Consider the following 21,746-nt stretch of genomic DNA (forward strand, 5'->3'; position numbering starts at 1 on the left):
CTTTCCTTAAAGGCTTAAGGCACAGCTTTGCTTGCCTGAACAAAACAAGCAACGCTTTCCGCCAACTGCTCAGAGGTAATGTCGCGGCGGAAGAAATCCACAAAGCCTTCGCCTGGAAGCATCAGATAGGTGAAGGTCATGTGGTCCATCAGATAGTATTCGTCGCCTGTCTCTCGCTTCTTGTAGACTGTCTTGTAGGTCTGAGCGGCCGCCCGCACCTGGTCGGCCGATCCGGTCAGGGCAATCAGCTTGGGGTGCATGTTCGAGGCATAATCGGCAAGTGCATCGGGGGTGTCGCGCTCGGGGTCGACCGAAATGAAGACCGGAGTCACATCCATTCCGCGTTCGTCCAGCAAGTCCACGGCCTCGACATTGCGAGCCATGTCCAGCGGGCAGACATCCGGGCAGAAGGTGTAACCGAAATAGACCAGAGAGGGTTTGGTCAGCACCTCTTTCTCGGTCACGGTCTGTCCCGCCGTATTGACCAGGGTGAAGGGCCCGCCGATGTCGCCGCCTGCGACACCCTGGCGGCATTGGGCAAACTGGTCCCCGCCGCGCTGCATCTTGATGTAAAGGTACGATCCCCCCAACAGGGCCGCGACCGCAGCGGCGGCGGCTCCGGCGTAAAGCTTGCTCATGGTGGCGCTCCTTGGGCTGACGGGTCGCATTGATCTACGAAGTGGCGACCCTTAACAATGGCAAACCCCCGGAAAGGACAACCGGTCACAGCATGACCACGACATTCCCCGGCTTTCAGAGCGCCGACATCGGTGCCAACATGGTCCGCCAGCGCACGCTGATCCTGTTGCGCTGGATGGCGATTGCCGGGCAGGTCGCGGCAATTCTGGTGGCAAGCCAGGTCTACGGACTGCAACTGCCGCTGGGCCTCTGCGCGCTGGCCGTGGGGCTGTCGGTGGTGGCGAATCTTGTCCTGATCATGCTCTTCCCCGAGACCCGGCGGCTTAGCGAAGCCGAGGCGTTCTTGACCCTGCTTTTCGACCTTGGCCAGTTGTCTTTCCTTCTGTTCCTGACCGGCGGCCTGACCAACCCCTTTGCGATCCTTGTGCTGGCGCCCGTCACGATATCGGCCAGCGTCTTGCGGCTTCGGTCCACCGTTGTGCTTGGGGCGTTGGCGATTCTTGCCGTCTCGACCGCAACGGTCTGGTACCTGCCCCTGCGCTTTGCCGACGGAACGGCGCTGGTGATCCCCGGCATCTTTGCCTTCGGCTTCTGGCTGTCGATCGTGATCGGCATCCTGTTCCTTGGCCTTTACTCCCGCCGGGTGGCGACCGAGATGCGGTCTATGTCCGAGGCACTGCTGGCAACTCAGATGGCACTGGCGCGGGAACAGAAGCTGACCGACCTGGCCGGGGTCGTCGCCGCCGCCGCGCATGAGCTTGGGACGCCGCTTGCCACGATCAAGCTGGTCAGCGCCGAACTGATCGCAGAGCTGGACGCCCAGCCCGAGTTGCAAGAGGATGCCCGCCTGATCCGCGAGCAGGCCGACCGCTGCCGGGACATCCTGCGCGACATGGGGCGAGCAGGGAAGGACGACCTTCACCTGCGTCAGGCGCCGCTCTCGGCGGTCCTGCGTGAGGCCGCCGAGCCGCATCTTTCCCGTGGCAAGCAGGTCGACTTTGCCTTTGCGCCGATCCAGGACGGAGCGGAGGAGCAACCGTCGATCCTTCGCCGACCCGAGGTGATCCACGGGCTGCGGAACCTGGTGCAGAACGCCGTCGATTTCGCCCGGTCCAGCGTCTGGGTCGAGGGCGAATGGACCGCCCGCCGCATCATCGTGCGGATCACTGACGACGGCGACGGCTTTCCCCCCGGCCTGATCGGCCGCATCGGCGACCCCTTCGTGCGTGCCCGCCGGTCCGATCCCGACGTCGAAAAGCGCCCCGGCTATGAGGGCATGGGCCTGGGTCTTTTCATCGCCAAGACTCTGCTGGAACGGTCAGGCGCGGATCTGTCATTCGCCAATGCGACAGATCCGTTCCTGGCCCCGAAGGAACGCCCCGAACGTTCGGGCGCGGTGGTCGAGGCGGTCTGGGACGCCAACGACCTGATCGCCCCGCCGACCCAAGGGGGCTTGGGCGAGAACACCCGGATCGAAGGATGAAGCGCAGTTAACGGCCAATTAACCGATTGCAGCCTAGCCTGACACTACGGGTGAATCTCCGAGGGTGAAGATGGCAGTCGAATGGTCGATGGCGTTGGGAATGATGCTGAGCGCCTTCATGGCGGCGATGGCGGGGCTGCTGCTGCTGGCGGCATGGCAATCGCGGCGTCCCGCCCTTTCTCCCAGTATCTTCGATCAATCCCCCTCTCGCGTGGCCTATCTTTTTGACGGTGAGCGTCTGATAGATGCCTCGCCCGCCGGTCGCGCCCTCTTGCCCGAGGGGGAGGACAGTCGCGCCTGGACCCGGCTGATCGCCCGCTTCGGATCAGATTTTCCAAATCTTTCCAATCAGCTGGAAGTTCTGCCTCGGGTCGGCCAGCTGCGGATCACCTCGCAGGCTGGCGTGTCTCCGGCGCTGATCCTGACCGCCGAGCTGGTCTCGGGTCTGACCCGGCTGACGGTCGAAAGCGGGCAGGAAGACCGCGCGGATCGCGGCGATGCGGCCACTGCGGCGGCCCTGCAGCAGGAAGTGATGTCGCAACGCGCTGTCCTGTCCCGTGCGCCGGTGCTGATGTGGAAGGAAGCGCCGGACGGCGCAGTAATCTGGGCGAATCACGCCTATCTCATCCGTGCGGTCGAGCTTTTGCCCGAGGGCGAAGACCTGTCCTGGCCCCTGCCCAGGCTTTTTGCCCACGATCCAGCCAAGGGTCGCGTCCCACGGCTGAAGCTGCAGATGCCCAGCGGGGCGGAATGGTTCGACCTGGTTCGGATGGCCTCGGGCGAAGACTCTCTGTGCTATGCGCTGGCCGCCGACAAGGCGGTGCAGGCAGAGACGGCGCTGCGCGAGTTCATGCAGACCCTGACCAAGACCTTCGCCGACCTGCCCATCGGCCTGGCGATCTTCGACCGTTCGCGCTGCTTGCAGATGTTCAACCCGGCGCTGACCGACCTGACCACGCTTGCGCCCGAGCTGTTGATCTCGCGGCCCACGCTGAACGCCTTTCTCGACGCGATGCGCGCCAAGGCGATGATCCCGGAACCGCGTGACTACCGCAGCTGGCGCAAGCAGTTGGCCCGGCTTGAGGAAGAGGCAACGATGGGAATCTTCGAGGAAACCTGGAGCCTGCCGGGCGGCCAGACCTACCGGGTGATCGGTCGCCCGCATCCCAATGGCGCGCTGGCCTTCATGTTCGAGGACATCTCGAACGAAATGTCACGCACCCGCCGCTACCGCGCCGATGTGGAACTTGGCCAGTCGGTGATCGACGCGGTGGAAGATGCGGTTGCCGTCTTTTCGCAGGGCGGGCAGCTGGTCATGTCAAACCATGCCTATGCCCAGCTTTGGCAGCACGACCCGCAGGTCCTTCTGTCCGAGGCCAGCGTCTCCACCCTTTGCGCCTGGTGGCGGGACCACGCGGCGCCGACGCTTCTGTGGGATGACGCCGTGGATTTTGTGACCAGCTCGGGTGATCGCACGCCGTGGGAGGGCGAAGTGCGCCTGCTGGACGGCCGCCTTGTGATGTGCCGCTTCCGCCCGCTGACCGGCGGGGCGACGCTGATCACGTTTCGCGTCCAGGCGTCGGTAAGCTTCAGCTCGGTGCGTGAGACCGGCGGGGTCGGGCTCCTCTCGGCCTGAGGATTGCGACCGAGGGCTGGGGCTTGCAGCGGTGGGCTGAGGCTTGCAGCGGTGGGCTGCACCGCTACAGTCGCTCCATGCCAAGTGACGTTATCCTGCACCTGCCGACTGCCGCCGATACCGAGGCTCTGGGTCACCGCCTTGCAGTCCTGGCGAAACCCGGCGATGTCATCCTGCTGGAAGGGCCGATCGGGGCCGGTAAAAGCTGCCTCGCCCGCGCCTTCATCCGCTCCAGGCTGGGCCGCGAGGAAGATGTCCCCTCGCCCACCTTTACCCTGGTCCAGGTCTACGAAGCCGATGGGGTCGAGATCTGGCACGCCGACCTTTACCGCCTGACCCACCCCGACGAAGTCTGGGAGCTTGGCCTCGACGATGCCTTCACGTCGGCGATCTGCCTTGTCGAATGGCCCGACCGTCTGGGCGCCCATGTGCCGCCCGATGCGCTGCGACTGCGGCTGGAGGCTGCGGGTGAGGGACGTCGGGCTGTCCTTACAGGCGGACGCGACGGCCTTGCCCTGGCGCTGATCCCCGGCGCTGGTCAATGACGGATCGCGCCGCCGAGATTTCAGCGTTCCTGACCGCCGCAGGATGGGGCCAGGCCCAGCGCCGCCACCTGGCGGGCGATGCCTCCGACCGCCGCTACGAGCGCCTGCGCCTGGGCGCAGCTACGGCGGTCCTGATGGACAACCCACCCGGCGGCGTGGACGATCCGGCGGCCTTCGCAAATATGGCCCGCCATCTGCGTGGCCTTGATCTGTCGGCTCCGGCCATCCTGGCCGAAGATCTTGGCCACGGCCTTCTCTTGCTGGAGGATCTTGGCGACGACCTCTTCGCCCGCCTTCTGCAGACCGACCCCACCCGCGAGGCCGACCTGTGCGCACCTGCCGTTGATGTCCTGCTTCACCTGCAACGCGCCGCCACACCGCCAGGGCTGCCGAACCTGTCCGCCGCGGACTGGGCCGGTGCCGCGGGTTTCGCGCTGGACTGGTATGCCTGCGCCGCCACCGGGCAGAAATCCGATGCGAAGCCCTTCGTTGCCATCCTGACAGCTGCACTGCAGGCCCATGCCGACGGCCCGCGGGTCCTGATCCTGCGAGACTACCATGCCGAAAACCTGCTCTGGCTTCCGGGGCGCGAGGGCCTGAAGCGCGTCGGGGTCCTGGACTTCCAGCTGGGACAGCTGGGCCAGCCGGGATATGATCTCGTCTCGCTCCTCCAGGACGCTCGCCGCGATGTCGCTCCAGAGACCGAGGCCGCGATGATCGCGCGTTTTGTCGCCACGCGCGGCGAAGATCCAGAGACCTTCGCCGCCCAGTATGCCACGCTTGGCGCTCAGCGCGCCCTGCGCATCCTGGGCGTCTTTGCCCGGCTTTGCCTTGTCGCCGGCAAGCCGCACTATCTTCGCCTGGTCCCCCGCGTCTGGAGCCAGTTGCAGAGAAACCTGGCCCATCCCGCCCTTGCCGACCTGCGCGCGATCTGCGACGCCACGCTTCCCGTGCCCACCCCGGAAATCCTGCAGAAGATCGAACAGCAATGCCCGGCTTCCCCCTCCCGCTGATGATCTTTGCGGCCGGCTTCGGCACCCGGATGGGCGCGCTGACGCAAGATCGGCCCAAGCCGCTGATCCCCGTCGCGGGCAAGCCGCTGATCGACCATGCGCTAGAGATCGGCTTGCAGGCGGGTGTGACCCGCACCGTGGTCAACACGCATTACCTTGCCGACCAGATGACCGAGCATCTTGCGGGGCGCGATGTCGCGATCAGCCATGAGGCCGGGGCCATCCTTGAAACCGGCGGGGGCCTGAAGGCCGCCCTGCCGCTTCTGGGTGGCGGTCCCGTGGCGATCCTGAACAGCGACGGCATCTGGACGGGGACGAACCCGCTGACCCAGCTGGCGCAGGCCTGGGACCCGGCACGGATGGAGGCGCTGCTTCTCCTTCTGCCGCTGGATCGCACCCTTGCCCACGGACCGAAGGCCGACTTCCACCTGGCCCCGGACGGCCGGATCAGCCGGGGACAGGGGGGCGAGAACCACCTTTATATCGGTGCGCAGATCCTGCAGACCCCGCGCATCGCCGCCACGCCCGACGCCGTCTTCTCGCTGAACAAGCCCTGGACCGAGATGATCGCCGAGGGCACGGCCTTTGGCTTGGTCCACGACGGCGACTGGTGCGACGTGGGCCACCCGGAAGGGATTGCCGCGGCCGAACGCCTGATCCAGTCTGCCCGGCATGGCTGACACGATTTTCGCCCTTCCCCCCGGCGTCGACTTCCCGGCCGAACTGGTCGCGGGCCTGATGCAGCGGATGGACGGCCAGCCGCCCGAGGCGCTGGCGCGGCTGACGCTGATCGTCAACACCCAGCGGATGCGGCGGCGGGTGACGGAGTGCTTCCAGTCACGCGGCGCACTGCTTCTGCCCCGCATCCTGCTGGTGACCGAGGTCGCGGCGTTGGCGAACCTGACCCTGCCCCGCCCGATCTCGCCCCTGCGGCGGCGGCTGCAGCTTTCGGTCCTTCTCGACCGGCTGCTGGCAACGGGGACCACCCATTTTCCCCGCACCGCGCTTTACGATCTGTCTGACAGCCTTGCCGCGCTGATGGAGGAGATGCAGGGCGAGGGTGTGACCCCCGACCGCGTCGCCGCGCTGGACGTCGCCAACCATTCGGCACACTGGGCACGGATGCAGGCCTTCCTGGGGATCGTCTCGGAGGTGCTGGCAGGCGAGGCCGCGGATGCCGAGGCCGTCCTGCGCCGGGCGGTAATCTCGGTCGGGGAAAGCTGGACCCAGGCGCCGCCGCAGCATCCGGTGATCCTTGCGGGCTCGACCGGGTCGCGCGGGACGACGGCACTGCTGATGCAGGCGATAAGCAGTTTGCCGAACGGTGCCGTGGTCCTGCCGGGCTTCGATTTCGACATGCCTGTCCAAGTCTGGGATGGCATGGACGACGCCCTGACCGCCGAGGACCACCCGCAGTTTCGCTACCGCAGGCTGATGGACCTGCTGGGCCGTGACCGCTCCGACATCCGGCCCTGGACCGCCGCCACTGCCCCCGCACCGGACCGCAACCGCCTGATCTCGCTGTCGCTTCGACCCGCCCCGATCACCGACCAGTGGCTGACCGAGGGGCCGGACCTGCCTGACCTGATCCCCGCGACCCAGGGCCTGACGCTGCTGGAGGCCCCGAGCGAGCGCACCGAGGCGCTGGCCATCGCCTTGATCCTGCGCGAGGCCGCGGAGAAGGGAACCAGGGCCGCGCTGGTCACCCCCGACCGCAACCTGACCCGTCGCGTCACTGCCGCGCTGGACCGTTGGGGCATCCGTCCCGACGATTCTGCGGGCCGCCCGTTGGCCCTGTCGGCTCCTGGCCGCCTGATGCGACAGGTCGCGGCGCTGTTCGGCCAGAAGCTGACCGGCGACGCGCTGCTGTCGATCCTGAAACACCCGCTAGCCTTTTCCGGGCCGGGACGCGGCCCCCACCTGATCCTGACGCGCGAGTTCGAGTTGCACCTGCGTCGCCACGGACCGGCATTTCCCACAGCGGAAAGTATTCGCGGCTGGGCCGGGAAACAGCGGCTGGAGCACGCTTCCGACTGGGCGCGAATCGTCGGCGATACCATCTGCGGGCACGAGGCGATGGGCCGGATGCCGCTGGCCGATTTCGTCACGCTCCACCTGTCGCTGACCCAGGCCGTTGCCCGCGGCTTTGCCGAGACGGGGGCGGGCGGGCTCTGGGACAAGGCGGCGGGGGAAGAAGCCGCAAAGGCCTTGGCCGAATTGCAGGCCGAGGCCGATGCCGGGGGCGAGATGTCGCCGCTGGACTACATCGGCGTCTTCCAAGGCGTCCTGCAGCGCCACGAGGTGCGCGAGACGGAAAGCGTGCATCCCGGCATCATGATCTGGGGCACGCTGGAGGCCCGGGTCCAGGGGGCCGACCTGGTGATCCTGGGCGGGCTCAATGACGGAACCTGGCCGGCTCAGCCTGCGCCCGACCCCTGGCTGAACCGCGCCATGCGGAAAGAGGCGGGGCTTCTGCTGCCCGAGCGGCGGATCGGGCTGTCGGCGCATGACTACCAGCAGGCGGTCACGGCGCGGCGCGTGGTCCTGTCGCGGTCGAAACGTGGAGCCGAGTCGGAAACCGTGCCCTCGCGCTGGCTGAACCGGCTGGTGAACCTGATGGCGGGCCTGCCCGAACGGCAGGGGCATGAGGCGCTGAAAGCGATGCAGGCGCGCGGCGATCACTGGTTGCAGATGGCCGCCGCTTTCGACCGTGCGCCCGAGATCCCGCCCGCGAAGCGCCCCTCGCCCCGCCCGCCCCTTGAGGCGCGCCCCAAGCGCCTTTCTGTCACCGAAATCAAGACCCTGATCCGCGACCCTTTCGCGATCTACGCCCGCCATGTGCTGAAACTGAAACCGCTCGACCCCCTGCGCCCCGAGCCGGACCCGCGCCTGCGTGGCGTCGTGCTGCACGAAATCCTGGAGGTTTTCCTGCGCCAGGGCGGCGGAGATCGGGAGGCCCTGATGGCCATCGCCAGAACGGTCATCTCCGAAAAGGTCGCCTGGCCCTTGGCCCGGACCATCTGGCTGTCCCGCATCGCCAAGGCCGCCGATGCCTTCCTTGCTTTCTCGGCCTCAACAGGCGGGATGCCGGTGCTGATGGAGGAAAAGGGCGCGGTCCAGCTTGCCGGCCTGGACTTCACCTTGACCGGCAAGCCCGACCGCATCGACCGGCTTGCGGATGGACGGCTTCTGCTGATCGACTACAAGACGGGAGACCCCCCCTCTCCCAAACAGCAGATGCATTTTGACAAGCAGCTGCTGCTTCTGGCCGCGATGGCCGAAGCGGGGGCGTTCAAGGGCCTGGACCCCGAGGAGGTTGCCAGAGTGGTCTACGTGGGCCTGAAGGCGCAACTCAAGACGCAGGAGGTCACGCTGGACCCGGGCCAGGTGGCCGAGGTCTGGGCCGAATTCGCCCGCCTCATTGCCGCCTATGCCCGTTCCGGCCAGGGCTACACCGCCCGCCGCGCGCTGGAGTCGGTGCGCGATGCCAGCGACTACGACCATCTGTCGCGCTTTGGCGAATGGGACCTGACCGCCGAACCGGTGCCGGAGGATCTGACATGACCTCCGCCGCCCTGCGCCAGATCGAGGCCGCCGATCCCGCCCGCAACACCTGGCTTTCCGCCAACGCAGGGTCCGGCAAGACCCGGGTCCTGACCGACCGCGTGGCGCGGCTCTTGCTGTCGGGGGTGGAGCCGCAGCACATCCTGTGCCTGACCTACACCAAGGCCGCCGCGTCCGAGATGCAGAACCGTCTGTTCCGCCGGCTTGGCGAATGGGCGATGAAGCCCGACACCGACCTGCGCGTAGCACTGGCGGAACTGGGGGAGGTCGACCTGTCCCCCCGCCGCCTGCAACGTGCGCGGCAGCTTTTCGCCCGCGCCATCGAAACTCCGGGTGGTTTGCGCATCCAGACGATCCACAGTTTCTGCGGCAGCCTTCTGCGCCGCTTTCCGCTTGAGGCTGGCGTGCCCCCCGGCTTTGCCGAGATGGACGACCGCGCCGCCCGGCACATGCGGGCCGAGATCGTCGAGGAACTGGCCGATGGCCCCCATGCCTCCGTCGTCCGCCGCCTGACCGAAGTGCAGAACGTCGAGGATTTCGGCACGCTTGTCGAACAGATCGCAAGCCACCGTGCCGGCTTTGACAAGCCGCTGACCGCCGCCGAGATCTGGCCGCTTTTCGGTCTGCCCCCGGACGTCACCGACGACCATTTCGTGAAGATCGCCTTTCGCGGCGGCGAGGACTGGCTGATCGCGCAGTGCCTGCCGCTGATGCGCGCCGGGTCGGCGACCATGCAGGACCTTGCCGCCGGTCTGGCCGGGGTCGACGCACAGAACCCGGGGCGTGCCGACCTTGACCTGCTTTATGACCTGCTGCTGAAAAAGGACGGCCAGCCGAACTTCGCCAAGGTGCCGACCACCAAGGTTCGGACCGCGATGGGCAATCTGGTCCACGACTTCGATGACCTCATGCAGCGCGTCTGCGATGCGCTGGACGCGGAAAAGGCCCGTGCCGCCGCCGAAAAGACCCTGGCCATGCACGACTTTGCCGCCCGCTTCCTGCCAGACTATGCCGCCCGCAAGGCTGCGCGGGGCTTGCTGGACTTTGACGACCTTATCAGCCGCGCCAAGGGCCTGCTCAAGGACCCGGCGCTGGCGGCCTGGGTGCTGTACCGGCTGGACGGGGGTCTTGACCACATCCTTGTCGACGAGGCGCAGGACACCAGTCCCGAACAGTGGGAACTGATCGAGGCGCTTGCCGCGGAACTGATAGCGGGCGAAGGCGCCACCACCCGGCCCCGGACGCTGTTCGTCGTGGGCGACAAGAAGCAGTCGATCTATTCTTTCCAGGGGGCCGATGTCGCCGCCTTCGACCGGATGCGAGACCATTTCGCCTTGCGCCTTGCGGGCGGGCCGGGCCTTGCGGACAGCGCCCTGGAACATTCCTTCCGCTCGTCTTCCGCGATCCTGGATGTCGTGGACCGGACCTTCACCGAAGCTCAGGCCCAGGCGCTGGGCGGGGGGTCGCATCACCTTGCCTTCAACGAAGGCCTTCCTGGCCGCGTCGACATCTGGCCAGTGATCGAGAAGGAAGAGAAGGCTGAACCCGGCCCCTGGTTCCAGCCCATCGACACCCCCCACCCCGAGGACCCGAACGTCGTTCTTGCCGCAGATATCGCGAAATGGATCCAGTACCGGGTCGAGAGCGGCGAGCAGATCCCGCAAGCCAAGAATGGCCCGCGCCCGATCCACTACGGCGATTTCCTGATCCTGGTTCAACGACGGTCCGATCTGTTCCACGAGATCATCCGGGCCTGCAAAGGGCTGGAACTGCCCATTGCCGGGGCCGACCGGCTGAAACTGGGGGGCGAGCTGGCGGTCAAGGACCTGACCGCGCTTCTGTCCTTCCTTGACACGCCCGAGGACGACCTGTCGCTGGCCGCTGTCCTGCGCTCTCCGCTTTGCGGTTGGTCGGAAACGGAGCTCTTCCGCCTGGCTCACCCCCGCAAGGGCTATATCTGGGAGGCGCTGCGCGACCATCCCGGCCATGCAGAGACGCTGGCCTTCCTGAACGACATGCGCGGCCAGGCCGATTTCCTGCGCCCCTATGACCTGATCGAGCGGGTCCTTCACCGCCACGACGGCCGACGCAAGCTGATCGGCCGCCTGGGGCCAGAAGCCGAGGACGGGATCGACGAACTCTTGGGCCAGGCCCTGTCCTACGAGACGTCCGAGGTGCCCAGCCTGACCGGCTTTCTCACCTGGATGGAGACGGATGAGGTCGAGGTAAAGCGCCAGCTTGACGGCGAGGGGCACCGCATCCGGGTGATGACCGTCCACGGCGCCAAGGGGCTGGAGGCCGAGATTGTGGTCCTCCCCGACACCTGCGACCGCACCCCGCAGGAGCGCGACCAGATCTACCGCATCCCCAATGGCCCGCCGGTGTGGAAGGTCGCCAAGGAGGAAAGCCCTCCGGTGATTGCCAGCGAACGTGCCGCCCGGCAGGCGCGGGACGCGGCAGAGCGGCTGCGGCTCCTGTATGTCGCCATGACCCGGGCGCGCACCTGGCTGGTGGTGGCGGGGGCGGGCAAGACCTCGCAGGCCGAGTGCTGGATGAACCTGATCCGCGAGGGGGTTCAGGCCGCCGGGGGCAAGACCATCGCGAATGGCATCCTGCGCCATCAGGTCGGGGACTGGCCCTTGCCCACGCCCCGCATCGAGACGTCAGAACCCAGCCTTGCCCCGCCTGCCTGGACCTTGCAGCCGGCGCCCGAGGTGATCCGACCGTCGCAGGTCGTGTCGCCCTCCGACCTTGGCGGGGTCAAGGCGCTTCCTGGCGAGTCCGATGCCGAGGCGAAGGCCAGGGGCACCGCGCTGCACCTGCTTCTGGAACGACTGCCGAGTCGCCCGACCGCCGACTGGCCCGACCTGGCCGCTGCGCTACTGGACGAAGTCCATCGGGCCGAAGCTCTTGCCGAGGCGCAGCTTGTGCTGTCGCACCCTGACCTCGTGCCGCTTTTCGGCCCCGACACGCTGGCCGAGGTTGCCGTCTCGGCCCCCTGGGGCGACCGCATCCTTGCGGGCAACATCGACCGGTTGGTCATCGCCCCCGACCACATTCTGATCATCGATTACAAATCGAACGCCGTCGTCCCCACGACGCAGGCAGAGATCCCCGAAGGCATCCTGCGCCAGTTGGGCGCTTATGCGCACATGCTGGCTGCCATCTACCCGGACCGCCGGATCGAGACGGCCGTCCTTTGGACCCGCGTACCGCGCCTGATGTCTGTCGATCCCGACATCGTGAGGGCGGCCCTGACCCGCGCCACGATACCTTGACGTTGCCCGCGCAGCTTCTTACCTTCCATACCCGACAAATCCCGTAGGAGAACGATCATGGGCGCTGCCACCGTCGCAGTCACCGACGCCACCTTCGATGCCGAAGTCCGCAAGTCGCCGATTCCGGTCGTCGTGGACTTCTGGGCCGAATGGTGCGGCCCCTGCCGCCAGATCGGCCCGGCGCTGGAGGAACTGGCAACGCAGTACGCCGGCCAGGTCAAGATCGTGAAGGTCAACGTGGACGAGAACCCCGACAGCCCCGCTGTCCTGGGTGTGCGCGGCATCCCGGCGCTTTTCATGTTCAAGGACGGCCAGGTCGTGTCGAACAAGGTCGGCGCCGCCCCGAAGGCCGCGCTTGAAAACTGGATCAAGTCGGCGATCTGATCGCCTGACCTGCCGATGATTGCGCGCCCGGCCCCCAGATCGAGGGTCGGGCGTTCTCGTTCTGGCGCCTACCAGTTTTCCGCCCGGGCAATCGTTGCCCTGAGCAACGCATCCGACGCGTCGTTCTCCAGCGGCTCTGCCAAAGCCTCAGCCAGATCATCTGGCGTCAGGCCGATGTCGCGCAGAAGCACGTCCGACGTAAGCCCGAAAGCCTGGCGGATCTGCCTGCGTCGGCCCCATTCCGCAAGCTGGAACATCGCCTGCGCCATAGGTGCGACGAGCACTCCGCGTCCCTCCAGCCCCATTGTGTTTCTCCGGTCCATCCTGCACCTCATCGTGTCTGGTTGTGGTGTCCCGATCCTCATTCGGCCCGTCCCCTTCCGACCAGTGCAGCGATCAGAGCGGGGCGGTACGGTTTTCGAACTAGCCCCGCCTCTCATCCCGATTCTATGATGCTCGGACAGGAGGCGATGCCATGCCGTCCAAGCCCTATGGAATGATCTGCGCCCTATCCAAGGCCTGCGAAATCATCGAGCCGCGCTGGACCTTGCTCATCCTCAACGAGATATGGTCCGGCTACACCCGCTTCAGCGATATCCGTCGCGCGGTGGGCAACATTTCTCCCGGCATCCTTTCCAAGCGGCTGACCGAGTTGGAAAAGGCCGGCCTCGTCGAACGCATCGAAGATCGGGCCAAGGGCACGGTCGACTACATCCGCACGCAGATGGCCATCGACCTGGAGCCTGCAATGGATGCCCTTGCGATCTGGGCGCAACGCCACATCGATGCCGAGGTGGCCCTCTCTGACAGCGATATTGGCAGCATGATGGACTATTTCGCGAGGTCGGTGCGGACCTCGCACTTTCCCGCGCGTCGGGTGGTGATCCGCCTGAACTTCGCAGACGAGACCGGACCCTACCCGACCTGGTGGTTGGTGGCCGATCCCGGCACCTCGCCGGAGATCTGCGTCGAGATCCCTGATGTCGATGTCGACCTTTACATCGAGACGTCCAAAATCTCGTGGAATGCGATCTTTTACGGTCGTTCCACGGTCGCGCGCGAGATCGAAGCCGGGCGGCTGTTCGCAACGGGCGAGGTGCTTCTGGTGCGGACAATGGAAAAATGGTTGCCTCGTTCCAGCTACGCCGATGTGGATGGCATCCAGATGCTTCCCGCTGCGGAATGACGGCTGGCTTGGCGCTTCCGCCCTGCTAGACTGACAGCATGGCCCAGCTTTCCATCCTCCTCCTCGGCGGCACTGGCACAATCGGTCGGGCGACGGCGCAGGCCTTGCGGGCCGAGGGGCACCAAGTCACCGCCCTGATCCGGCCCGCCGCCAATGCCGACCTCCTTCCCGGTTGCACCGTGATCCGGGGTGAGTTGTCACCCGACACCCTGTCCCAAGCCATGTCCGGGATCGAGGCCGTGGTCTCCTGCCTCGCCTCCCGCACCGGGGCACCAAAGGACGCCTGGGCCGTCGACCACGCCGCCAACTCCGCCGCGCTGAAGGCCGCCGTGGCCGCGGGGGTCCGCCACTTCACCCTCCTCTCCGCAATCTGCGTGCAAAAGCCGCTGTTGGAGTTCCAGAAGGCCAAGCTGGCGTTCGAGGCCGAACTGCAGGCCGCCCCCCTGTCCTGGACCATCGTCCGCCCCACCGCCTATTTCAAATCCCTCTCCGGCCAGGTCGCCCGCGTCCAGGAGAACCGGGCCTTCCTCGTCTTCGGCGACGGCAAACTGACCGCCTGCAAGCCGATCTCGGACGCCGACCTTGGCCGCTTCCTTGCGCTCACCCTGACCGATCCCGAGAAACGGAACCGCGTCCTTCCCATCGGCGGCCCCGGGCCTGCCATCACCCCACTCGACCAGGCCGCGATGCTGGAGCGTCTCTTCGACCGCCCGGTCCCGATCCGCCGTGTCCCGGTCGCGTTGATGTCAACGATCATCGCGGGCCTTGCCGCCCTGGGCACCGTCTCTCCCCGCTTTGCCGTGCGGGCCGGACTTGCGCGCATCGGCCGCTACTATGCCACCCAGTCGATGCTGGTCTGGGATGCCGCCGCCAACCGCTACGACGCCGACCTCACCCCCGAGTTCGGCACCGACCGGCTTGAAGACCACTACGCCGCCATGCTGCGGGGCGAAGTCGCTGACGACCGCGGGGCGCACGCGATCTTCTGACCGGCGCTGAACGCTGTCCTTTCATTCTCGACATTTTTCCTGTATGGCCCGCGCCATCTGAGACGTGAGGCCCGCCCCCGGGGCCCGTGCGAAGGATCGGGGGGACGGCGGCAATGGGGCCGCCAGATATATCGGGGGCACCGGCAGGGGCCGGGTCCTCAGAGGAAACGATACATGTTCAATGTGACGAAGAAATCGATCCAGTGGGGCAATGAAACGCTCACACTGGAAACCGGAAAAGTTGCGCGCCAGGCCGATGGGTCGGTGATCGCGACGCTTGGTGAAACGCAGGTGATGGCCAACGTGACCTTCGCGCGCAATGCGAAGCCGGGCCAGGACTTCTTTCCCCTGACGGTTCACTATCAGGAAAAATACTACGCAGCCGGCAAGATCCCCGGCGGCTTCTTCAAGCGTGAAGCGCGCCCGTCGGAAAAAGAGACGCTGACCTCGCGTCTGATCGACCGTCCGATCCGCCCGCTGTTTGTCGACGGCTTCCGCAACGAAGTGCTGGTCATGGCCACCGTGCTGTCGTGCGACCTGGTCAACGACCCGGACGTCGTGGCGATGATCGCGACCTCGGCTGCGTTGACCGTGTCGGGTGTCCCGTTCATGGGCCCGATCGGTGCCGCGCGCGTCGGCTTTGTCGACGGCAAGTATGTGCTGAACCCCGCGATGGACGACATGACGCAGCTGCGTCTGAAGCCCGAGCAGCGGCTTGACCTGGTCATCGCCGGCACCAAAGACGCCGTTATGATGGTCGAATCCGAGGCTTACGAGCTGACGGAAGAGGAAATGCTGGGCGCCGTGGTCTTCGGCCACGAGCAGATGCAGCCCGTCATCGACCTGATCATCGACTTCGCCGAAACCTCGGCGAAAGAGCCGTTCGACTTCTCGCCGCCGGACTATTCGGACCTCTATGCCAAGGTGAAAGCCGCCGGTGAAGAGCAGATGCGCGCTGCCTTCGCGATCCGCGACAAGCAGGAACGCACTGGCGCCATCGAGGCCGCCGTTCAGGCGATCAAGGCCGCTATGACCGAGGAAGATCAGGCCGACTCGAACCTTTATCCGGCGATCAAGCAACTGGAATCGGCGGTTCTGCGTGGCGACGTCGTCAAGCACGGTCGCCGCATTGACGGCCGCGACACCAAGACTGTCCGTCCGATCATCGCGGAAACTGGCGTCCTGCCTCGCGCGCATGGCTCGGCGCTGTTCACCCGGGGTGAAACCCAGGGTCTTGTCGTCACCACGCTGGGGACGGGCGAGGATGAACAGATCATCGACGCGCTGAACGGCAATTATCGGTCGAACTTCCTGCTGCATTACAACTTCCCGCCCTATTCGGTCGGCGAAGTGGGCCGCGTGGGTTCGCCCGGCCGCCGCGAGATCGGCCACGGCAAGCTGGCCTGGCGTGCGCTGCAGGCGGTGCTGCCGGCCCCGACCGATTTCCCGTACACCGTTCGCGTCGTCTCCGAGATCACCGAATCGAACGGCTCCTCCTCGATGGCGTCGGTCTGCGGTGGCTCCTTGTCCATGATGGATGCGGGCGTGCCGCTGAAGGCCCCTGTCGCCGGTGTGGCGATGGGGCTTATCCTGGAAGACGATGGCCAGTGGGCCGTTCTGACCGACATCCTTGGCGACGAGGATCACCTTGGCGACATGGACTTCAAGGTCGCCGGAACCGCTGCGGGCATCACCTCGCTGCAGATGGACATCAAGATTGCCGGGATCACGCCGGACATCATGAAGCAGGCCTTGGCGCAAGCCAAGGACGGTCGTCTGCACATCCTGGACGAGATGTCCAAGGCGCTGTCGGCCCCGCAGGGCTTCAGCGAATACGCCCCGAAGATCGAGACGATGCAGATCCCGACCGACAAGATCCGGGAAGTCATTGGCAGTGGCGGCAAGGTCATCCGCGAAATCGTGGAGCTTTCGGGCGCCAAGGTCGACATCAACGACGACGGCATGATCAAGATCGCCTCGAACGACCAGAAGGCCATCAAGAAGGCTTACGAGATGATCTGGTCGATCGTCGCCGAGCCGGAAGAGGGCCAGGTCTACACCGGCAAGGTGGTAAAACTGGTCGACTTCGGTGCCTTCGTGAACTTCTTCGGCAAGCGCGACGGTCTGGTCCACGTGTCCCAGATCGCCAACAAGCGCCTGAACCACCCGAACGAGCTGCTGAAGGAAGGCCAGGAGGTCAAGGTCAAGCTTCTGGGCTTCGACGACCGTGGCAAGGTGCGCCTTGGCATGAAGATGGTCGACCAGGAAACCGGTGAGGAAATCACCGAGAAGAAAGAAGAATCCGCCGAGGGCTGAACCCCTCGTCTGGCGTGAATGTGATGGCCCCGGGGGAAACCTCGGGGCCTTTTCCGTCTTGTCTCACAGCTTCTTGTGGTGCGCGTGAACCGGGTTCCCGCAAGGATCAAAGCAGAGGACAAGCGCATGACCCAACTGACCCGCCGCCACCTGATCGTCACTGGCCTGGCCGCCGCCCTGCCGTATCCTGCCGTCGCCCATACCGAACGCTCGGCCGAGGACTGGGTCATTCCCGAAGAGTTCCTGCCGCGCCCGGTCCGCTTTGCCGAACCGCAGGAGCCGGGCACCATCATCGTCGATCCTGATTACTTCGCGCTTTACCACGTCCTGACCGCACGGCGAGGGATGCAATACTCGGTCGGGGTCGGTCGGGGAAACCTTTACGAATCGGGCTGGTTTACATTGGGAGCGAAGAAGGAGTGGCCCTCGTGGACGCCGACCAAGGACATGATCGCCCGCGACCCCGACCGATATGCGCAGTATGCGGCGGGCATGCCCGGTGGCCCGAAGAACCCGCTTGGGGCGCGGGCGCTGTATCTGTTCGACGACGCCGGCGGCGACACTTTCCTGCGTATTCACGGGACGCCCGAACCCTGGACCATCGGGTCGGCCGTCTCGAACGGCTGCGTCCGGCTGGCCAACGAGGATATCGTCGCACTTTACGACGCCGCCGAGCTTGGGGCCCCGATCCTGCTTCTGCCGCGGCTGGAGAGCGCATGATGGGATTGCGCGTTATAGTATAACATAATAGAACCTCCACCAACCCGGAGGTTTCCATGTCCGATACCCGCCTGCCCGTTACCGTCCGGCTTCCTTGGGGCCGGGAAGACCACGTTGCTGAACCATGTCCTGAACAACCGCGACGGCCGCAGGGTCGCGGTGATCGTCAATGACATGTCAGAGGTGAACATTGACGCCGACCTGATCCGCGAAGGGACCCAACTGTCGCGGGCCGAGGAAAGGCTGGTCGAGATGACCAACGGCTGCATCTGCTGCACCCTGCGCGATGACCTTCTGACCGAGGTCCGCCGCCTGGCCGCCGAGGGCCGTTTCGACTATCTGCTGATCGAAAGCACCGGCATCGCTGAACCCATGCCCGTGGCCGCGACCTTCGACTTTCGCGACGCCGAGGGGCACAGTCTGTCGGATGTCGCGCGTCTGGACACGATGGTGACGGTGGTCGATGCGATCAACCTCTTGCGCGATTTCGCCAGCCACGATTTCCTGGCCGACCGGGGGGAAAGCATGGGCGAGGGGGACGAGCGGACGCTGGTCAACCTACTGACCGACCAAATCGAATTTTCAAATGTGGTGATCCTGAACAAGGTCCGCGACGCCGGCGCTGAACGCGCCAACGCGGCCCGCAGGATCATCAAGGCGCTGAACTCCGACGCCCGGCTGATCGAGACCGATCACTCCATCGTCAACCCCGCGGCGATCTTTGACACCGGCCTCTTCGACTTTGACCGCGCAGCAGAGCATCCGCTTTGGGCAAAGGAACTGTACGGCTTTGCCCACCACACCCCCGAGACCGAAGAATATGGCATCGCTTCGTTCGTCTACCGCGCGCGCCAACCCTTCCACCCTGCCCGCATCCACGCCGTTCTGAACGGCAATCTGCCAGGAGTGATCCGCGCCAAGGGACATTTCTGGCTGGCCACCCGTCCCAACTGGGTCGCCGAATTCTCGCTTGCCGGGGCGGTCTCTTCCGTCACCCCCCTAGGCGGCTGGTGGGCTTCGGTCCCCCAGGAACGCTGGCCCACCCACCCCGATGCGCTGAAGGAGGTCGCGTCGAAATGGCAAGAGCCCTGGGGCGACCGGCGGCAGGAAATCGTCTTCATCGGCACCGACATGGACGAATCCACCCTCCGCGCCCGCCTCGACGCCGCCCTGATCCCGGCGACGAAATTCACCCCTGAAGCCTGGACCGGCCTTTCCGACCCCTTCCCCGAATGGCGGCGCAAGGCGGCATGAGCAACCTCACCTCGCCCCGCGTGCGCTGGCGCGCAACCGACCCCATGTCCGCCTACGACCGGCTTCCCCCCGACCTGCGGGCATGGCTGGCCGAGGCCGCGCTTCCCTGGAGCGCGGCCTCGGTCCTTCGACTTTGGCAGAAGGCGCTGACGGAAAGCGGCTGCACCAGGGTCGCCCGTGATCGGCTGGCTCGCGCAGAACAAAAGACCCTCGCGCGCGAAGCGGCGAGGGTCTGGGGTCAGTGCTATCCGGCGGATCAGACCTTGGCGAAGCGCAGATAGGGCAGCTTGATGTCCAGATCGCCGAAGCGCTCCTTTGCCTGGTCGTTGGTCAGGGCCAGCGCCACGATCACATCCTGGCCAGGCACCCAGTTTGCGGGCGTCGCCAACGGCACGCCGTCGGTCTTCTGCACCGCATCCAGCGCGCGCAGGATTTCGGCGAAGTTGCGGCCCACCGACATCGGATAGGTCATCGTCAGGCGCACTTTCTTGTCCGGCCCGATGATGTAGACCGTCCGCACCGTCGCCGAATGGGCCGGAGTCCGCCCTTCGGTCGGAAGGTAGAACTCGGCCGGCAGCATGTCATAGGCTTTGGCTACGGTCAGCGAGGTATCGTCGATGATCGGGAAATCGGCCGGGGCACCGCCAAAGTCCTCGATGTCGCGCTTCCATTTTTCGTGGTCGGACACGCCGTCGACCGATACGCCGATGACCTTGGTCTTGCGCTTGGCCCATTCCGCCGCCAGTTGGGCGACGGCGGCGAATTCCGTGGTGCAGACCGGGGTAAAATCGCGCGGGTGGCTGAAGATGATGCCGTAGCTGTCGCCCAGCCAGTCGTGAAAGTGGATCGTCCCGGCCGTGGATTCGGCAGTGAAGTCGGGGGCGGTGTCGTTGATGCGGACGGCCATGTGTAACCTCTTGCGGTTGGAATCCTGTCTGGCGGCAAACATATGCCCATCGGAACAGAGTTTCATCCCCCTGCATCATTCACGGGCCAAAAAGGAAAGCCGTTCCGCCTCAAGCCGGAAAGGCAGCCCGAACGTTCTGCGCAAGGGCTAGTCGAATGTCCCCGTCACCCGCCCGAACAACATGAAGGCGCGTGCCGTGCGCGTGTTGGCAAGGTCAGCAAGTTCCGCGTCGGTCGCATTCGGTTCAAAGGCCGCGAAGGTCTTGTCGAAGGTCCGAAGGAAATGGTGCGCCGCGTCGCGGAAGACCGGGTCCGTCTTCATCCGTGAGGCCGTCAGCGCCAGCGAGGTTCGGTCGCGGATGCCCCCCAGCGCCGCGATCGACCGCCCGCGCTCGCCGCCCGCAAACCGCCGCCACAGCTCGGGGTGGCACAGATCGGGCTGAAGGTCGTCCATGTAGATGCCGTCCTGACTGAGGAGCGTCAGCACATCTTGCGCCGCGCGGATCAGCTTGGAGGAGGTCCGGTCCTCCAGCGCCAGCCGCAGGGCGCGGAACCCCACCTTGTCCTCGGGCGTCTCGGGAAACTGCAGCGCGCGGATGAAGTCGGTGACCATAAGAGGCGGTCGGAAATCCTCGGCCGGGGTACCCAGCGCCAAAGTCGGCTCTTCCACTGTCGGCTCGGGCCGGGGCGAGACGAGTGCGGCCTTCCGGTCCACCGAGGGGACTGTCAGAGACACATCCCGCCGCGAGGTGAACGTCGCCAGCACCGTCTCGGCCTGCTTGGTAGACGCGGCGATCTCGTCGATCTTCCGTTCCACCGAGGTCTTCAATCCGTTGCCCTGCGCCTGAACATAGCTTGACCGCATCGCGTCGACCGTCGCCTGCAACCGGGCGGCCTCGGCCCGCAGCTCGCGGATCGACCGCAGAGTGATGACAACGGCCCAGATCAGCGCGATGGGCAGGAAGACCATCAAGAGGGTCATTACCAGGCCCAGCGTGCGCGTCTCGCTGCCCGGGGGGGTGACCAGGACATAGACCAGGATCAAGAGGACCCAGACCAGGCTCAGGCCCACGCCGGCGATCTCCATCCCGCGGCGGGGTGGATCGTTCAGCTGCGCCAAAGGACCCTGGCCCAGGCCAGCGTCCCCTTTTGGCAGATCCTTAACCGGCGGTTTCACCAGGGCATCCCCTGATCAGAGATAGCGGATCGACAGGACTTCGTAGGACCGGGTCCCGCCTGGCGTCTTCACGTCCACGCTGTCGCCTTCTTCCTTGCCGATCAGTGCGCGCGCCAGGGGAGAGCGCAGGTTGAGAAGCCCGTTCTCGATATCGGCCTCGACTTCACCGACGATCTGGTAGGTCTTTTCCTCGTCGTTGTCCTCGTCGACCAGGGTGACGGTCGCGCCGAACTTGATCGAACCGGAGAATTTGCTCGGGTCGATGACGTCGGCCAGCGACAGGACGCCCTCAAGCTCTTTGATCCGGCCCTCGATGAAGCCCTGTTTTTCGCGGGCCGCATGGTATTCGGCGTTTTCCGAAAGGTCGCCGTGTTCGCGGGCCTCGGCGATGTCCCGGATGATCGCCGGACGGTCCACCGTCTTCAGCTGCTTCAACTCGGCATCCAGTGCGTCAAAGCCGCGCCGGGTCATCGGGATCTTTTCCATCGGTATTCCACAGTAAAAGAAGAAGCCACGGGCCGGGGTGCGACCCATGACTTCGGACAACTCCCCTTCACCTCACCCGATGAAGTGCCTAAATGCAAGGGGTCATGCCGCGCCTGCGCAACAGGCGGTCGCCAGGAAGACAGAAAGTTTCGCGGCGGGATGCGCCTGTG

Annotated in this window: 19 protein-coding genes; 14 read left to right on the top strand and 5 right to left on the bottom strand. The window is 65.7% G+C overall.

Features of this window, described 5'->3' with window-relative positions:
- Positions 1-14 precede the first annotated feature (14 nt).
- Complete coding sequence (locus Q8M85_RS01700) at positions 15-638, bottom strand: SCO family protein (RefSeq protein WP_305539424.1); 624 nt, start codon at positions 636-638, stop codon at positions 15-17.
- 92 nt (positions 639-730) lie between these two features.
- On the opposite strand from Q8M85_RS01700, the gene regB reads away from it, so the two are divergent.
- From regB to trxA, 8 genes are all read left to right on the top strand, one after another.
- A complete protein-coding gene (gene regB / locus Q8M85_RS01705; RefSeq protein ID WP_305539426.1) occupies positions 731-2,122 on the top strand; it encodes a sensor histidine kinase RegB in 1,392 nt (463 codons plus the stop codon).
- A gap of 70 nt (positions 2,123-2,192) precedes the next feature.
- Positions 2,193-3,758, top strand: a complete 1,566-nt coding sequence (locus tag Q8M85_RS01710; RefSeq protein WP_305539428.1) for a PAS-domain containing protein — start codon at positions 2,193-2,195, stop codon at positions 3,756-3,758.
- 77 nt (positions 3,759-3,835) lie between these two features.
- Positions 3,836-4,303 carry a tRNA (adenosine(37)-N6)-threonylcarbamoyltransferase complex ATPase subunit type 1 TsaE gene (gene tsaE / locus Q8M85_RS01715; RefSeq protein ID WP_305539430.1) on the top strand — a complete coding sequence of 156 codons (468 nt, stop codon included), beginning with the start codon at positions 3,836-3,838 and terminating at the stop codon, positions 4,301-4,303.
- Entirely contained in the window at positions 4,300-5,316 is a 1,017-nt protein-coding gene (locus tag Q8M85_RS01720; protein WP_305539432.1) for an aminoglycoside phosphotransferase family protein, read from the top strand. The genes tsaE and Q8M85_RS01720 overlap by 4 nt, the downstream gene beginning before the upstream one ends.
- Positions 5,292-5,996 carry a nucleotidyltransferase family protein gene (locus Q8M85_RS01725; protein WP_305539434.1) on the top strand — a complete coding sequence of 235 codons (705 nt, stop codon included), beginning with the start codon at positions 5,292-5,294 and terminating at the stop codon, positions 5,994-5,996. The genes Q8M85_RS01720 and Q8M85_RS01725 overlap by 25 nt, the downstream gene beginning before the upstream one ends.
- Positions 5,989-8,880, top strand: a complete 2,892-nt coding sequence (addB, locus tag Q8M85_RS01730) for a double-strand break repair protein AddB (protein WP_305539436.1) — start codon at positions 5,989-5,991, stop codon at positions 8,878-8,880. Before Q8M85_RS01725 ends, addB begins: the two co-directional genes overlap by 8 nt.
- Complete coding sequence (gene addA, locus Q8M85_RS01735; RefSeq protein ID WP_305539438.1) at positions 8,877-12,158, top strand: double-strand break repair helicase AddA; 3,282 nt, start codon at positions 8,877-8,879, stop codon at positions 12,156-12,158. Before addB ends, addA begins: the two co-directional genes overlap by 4 nt.
- Before the next feature lie 57 nt (positions 12,159-12,215).
- Positions 12,216-12,542: a thioredoxin gene (gene trxA / locus Q8M85_RS01740; RefSeq protein ID WP_295078151.1), complete on the top strand. Its 327-nt coding sequence runs from the start codon at positions 12,216-12,218 to the stop codon at positions 12,540-12,542.
- A gap of 68 nt (positions 12,543-12,610) precedes the next feature.
- Here trxA and Q8M85_RS01745 read toward each other — a convergent pair whose 3' ends face one another.
- On the bottom strand, positions 12,611-12,865 hold the full coding sequence (locus Q8M85_RS01745; protein ID WP_305539441.1) for a hypothetical protein: 255 nt from the start codon (positions 12,863-12,865) through the stop codon (positions 12,611-12,613).
- A 152-nt stretch (positions 12,866-13,017) separates the two neighbouring features.
- Here Q8M85_RS01745 and Q8M85_RS01750 point away from each other — a divergent pair, with 152 nt between their 5' ends.
- The 6 genes from Q8M85_RS01750 to Q8M85_RS01775 all read left to right on the top strand — a co-directional run bounded on the left by Q8M85_RS01750 (position 13,018) and on the right by Q8M85_RS01775 (position 19,288).
- A complete protein-coding gene (locus Q8M85_RS01750) occupies positions 13,018-13,728 on the top strand; it encodes a helix-turn-helix domain-containing protein (protein ID WP_305539442.1) in 711 nt (236 codons plus the stop codon).
- 38 nt (positions 13,729-13,766) lie between these two features.
- On the top strand, positions 13,767-14,717 hold the full coding sequence (locus tag Q8M85_RS01755; protein WP_305539444.1) for an NAD(P)H-binding protein: 951 nt from the start codon (positions 13,767-13,769) through the stop codon (positions 14,715-14,717).
- Between the two features lie 174 nt (positions 14,718-14,891).
- On the top strand, positions 14,892-17,033 hold the full coding sequence (pnp, locus tag Q8M85_RS01760) for a polyribonucleotide nucleotidyltransferase (RefSeq protein WP_305539447.1): 2,142 nt from the start codon (positions 14,892-14,894) through the stop codon (positions 17,031-17,033).
- Positions 17,034-17,159: 126 nt separating this feature from the next.
- Entirely contained in the window at positions 17,160-17,753 is a 594-nt protein-coding gene (locus tag Q8M85_RS01765; protein WP_305539449.1) for a L,D-transpeptidase, read from the top strand.
- A gap of 114 nt (positions 17,754-17,867) precedes the next feature.
- The gene (locus tag Q8M85_RS01770) at positions 17,868-19,007 is read left to right on the top strand and encodes a GTP-binding protein (protein ID WP_371135170.1); all 1,140 of its coding nucleotides are present in this window, start codon (positions 17,868-17,870) and stop codon (positions 19,005-19,007) included.
- On the top strand, positions 19,004-19,288 hold the full coding sequence (locus tag Q8M85_RS01775) for a DUF6525 family protein (RefSeq protein WP_305539452.1): 285 nt from the start codon (positions 19,004-19,006) through the stop codon (positions 19,286-19,288). The genes Q8M85_RS01770 and Q8M85_RS01775 overlap by 4 nt, the downstream gene beginning before the upstream one ends.
- On the opposite strand, the gene Q8M85_RS01780 is transcribed toward Q8M85_RS01775, so the two are convergent.
- The 3 genes from Q8M85_RS01780 to greA form a co-directional block, all read right to left on the bottom strand.
- Positions 19,264-19,914: a peroxiredoxin gene (locus tag Q8M85_RS01780; RefSeq protein ID WP_305539455.1), complete on the bottom strand. Its 651-nt coding sequence runs from the start codon at positions 19,912-19,914 to the stop codon at positions 19,264-19,266. The genes Q8M85_RS01775 and Q8M85_RS01780 overlap by 25 nt on opposite strands.
- A gap of 147 nt (positions 19,915-20,061) precedes the next feature.
- On the bottom strand, positions 20,062-21,090 hold the full coding sequence (locus Q8M85_RS01785; RefSeq protein ID WP_305539457.1) for a hypothetical protein: 1,029 nt from the start codon (positions 21,088-21,090) through the stop codon (positions 20,062-20,064).
- A gap of 15 nt (positions 21,091-21,105) precedes the next feature.
- Complete coding sequence (greA, locus tag Q8M85_RS01790) at positions 21,106-21,576, bottom strand: transcription elongation factor GreA (RefSeq protein ID WP_305539460.1); 471 nt, start codon at positions 21,574-21,576, stop codon at positions 21,106-21,108.
- Positions 21,577-21,746: the final 170 nt, after the last annotated feature.

The sequence above is a fragment of the Tabrizicola sp. genome (genome assembly GCF_030694085.1).
Taxonomy (GTDB): domain Bacteria; phylum Pseudomonadota; class Alphaproteobacteria; order Rhodobacterales; family Rhodobacteraceae; genus Tabrizicola.

Coding starts and splice junctions, on each gene's coding strand:
- Q8M85_RS01700 (WP_305539424.1), bottom strand. CDS start 638: ATGAGCAAGCTTTACGCCGGAGCCGCCGCCGCTGCGGTCGCGGCCCTG.
- regB (WP_305539426.1), top strand. CDS start 731: ATGACCACGACATTCCCCGGCTTTCAGAGCGCCGACATCGGTGCCAAC.
- Q8M85_RS01710 (WP_305539428.1), top strand. CDS start 2,193: ATGGCAGTCGAATGGTCGATGGCGTTGGGAATGATGCTGAGCGCCTTC.
- tsaE (WP_305539430.1), top strand. CDS start 3,836: ATGCCAAGTGACGTTATCCTGCACCTGCCGACTGCCGCCGATACCGAG.
- Q8M85_RS01720 (WP_305539432.1), top strand. CDS start 4,300: ATGACGGATCGCGCCGCCGAGATTTCAGCGTTCCTGACCGCCGCAGGA.
- Q8M85_RS01725 (WP_305539434.1), top strand. CDS start 5,292: ATGCCCGGCTTCCCCCTCCCGCTGATGATCTTTGCGGCCGGCTTCGGC.
- addB (WP_305539436.1), top strand. CDS start 5,989: ATGGCTGACACGATTTTCGCCCTTCCCCCCGGCGTCGACTTCCCGGCC.
- addA (WP_305539438.1), top strand. CDS start 8,877: ATGACCTCCGCCGCCCTGCGCCAGATCGAGGCCGCCGATCCCGCCCGC.
- trxA (WP_295078151.1), top strand. CDS start 12,216: ATGGGCGCTGCCACCGTCGCAGTCACCGACGCCACCTTCGATGCCGAA.
- Q8M85_RS01745 (WP_305539441.1), bottom strand. CDS start 12,865: ATGGACCGGAGAAACACAATGGGGCTGGAGGGACGCGGAGTGCTCGTC.
- Q8M85_RS01750 (WP_305539442.1), top strand. CDS start 13,018: ATGCCGTCCAAGCCCTATGGAATGATCTGCGCCCTATCCAAGGCCTGC.
- Q8M85_RS01755 (WP_305539444.1), top strand. CDS start 13,767: ATGGCCCAGCTTTCCATCCTCCTCCTCGGCGGCACTGGCACAATCGGT.
- pnp (WP_305539447.1), top strand. CDS start 14,892: ATGTTCAATGTGACGAAGAAATCGATCCAGTGGGGCAATGAAACGCTC.
- Q8M85_RS01765 (WP_305539449.1), top strand. CDS start 17,160: ATGACCCAACTGACCCGCCGCCACCTGATCGTCACTGGCCTGGCCGCC.
- Q8M85_RS01775 (WP_305539452.1), top strand. CDS start 19,004: ATGAGCAACCTCACCTCGCCCCGCGTGCGCTGGCGCGCAACCGACCCC.
- Q8M85_RS01780 (WP_305539455.1), bottom strand. CDS start 19,914: ATGGCCGTCCGCATCAACGACACCGCCCCCGACTTCACTGCCGAATCC.
- greA (WP_305539460.1), bottom strand. CDS start 21,576: ATGGAAAAGATCCCGATGACCCGGCGCGGCTTTGACGCACTGGATGCC.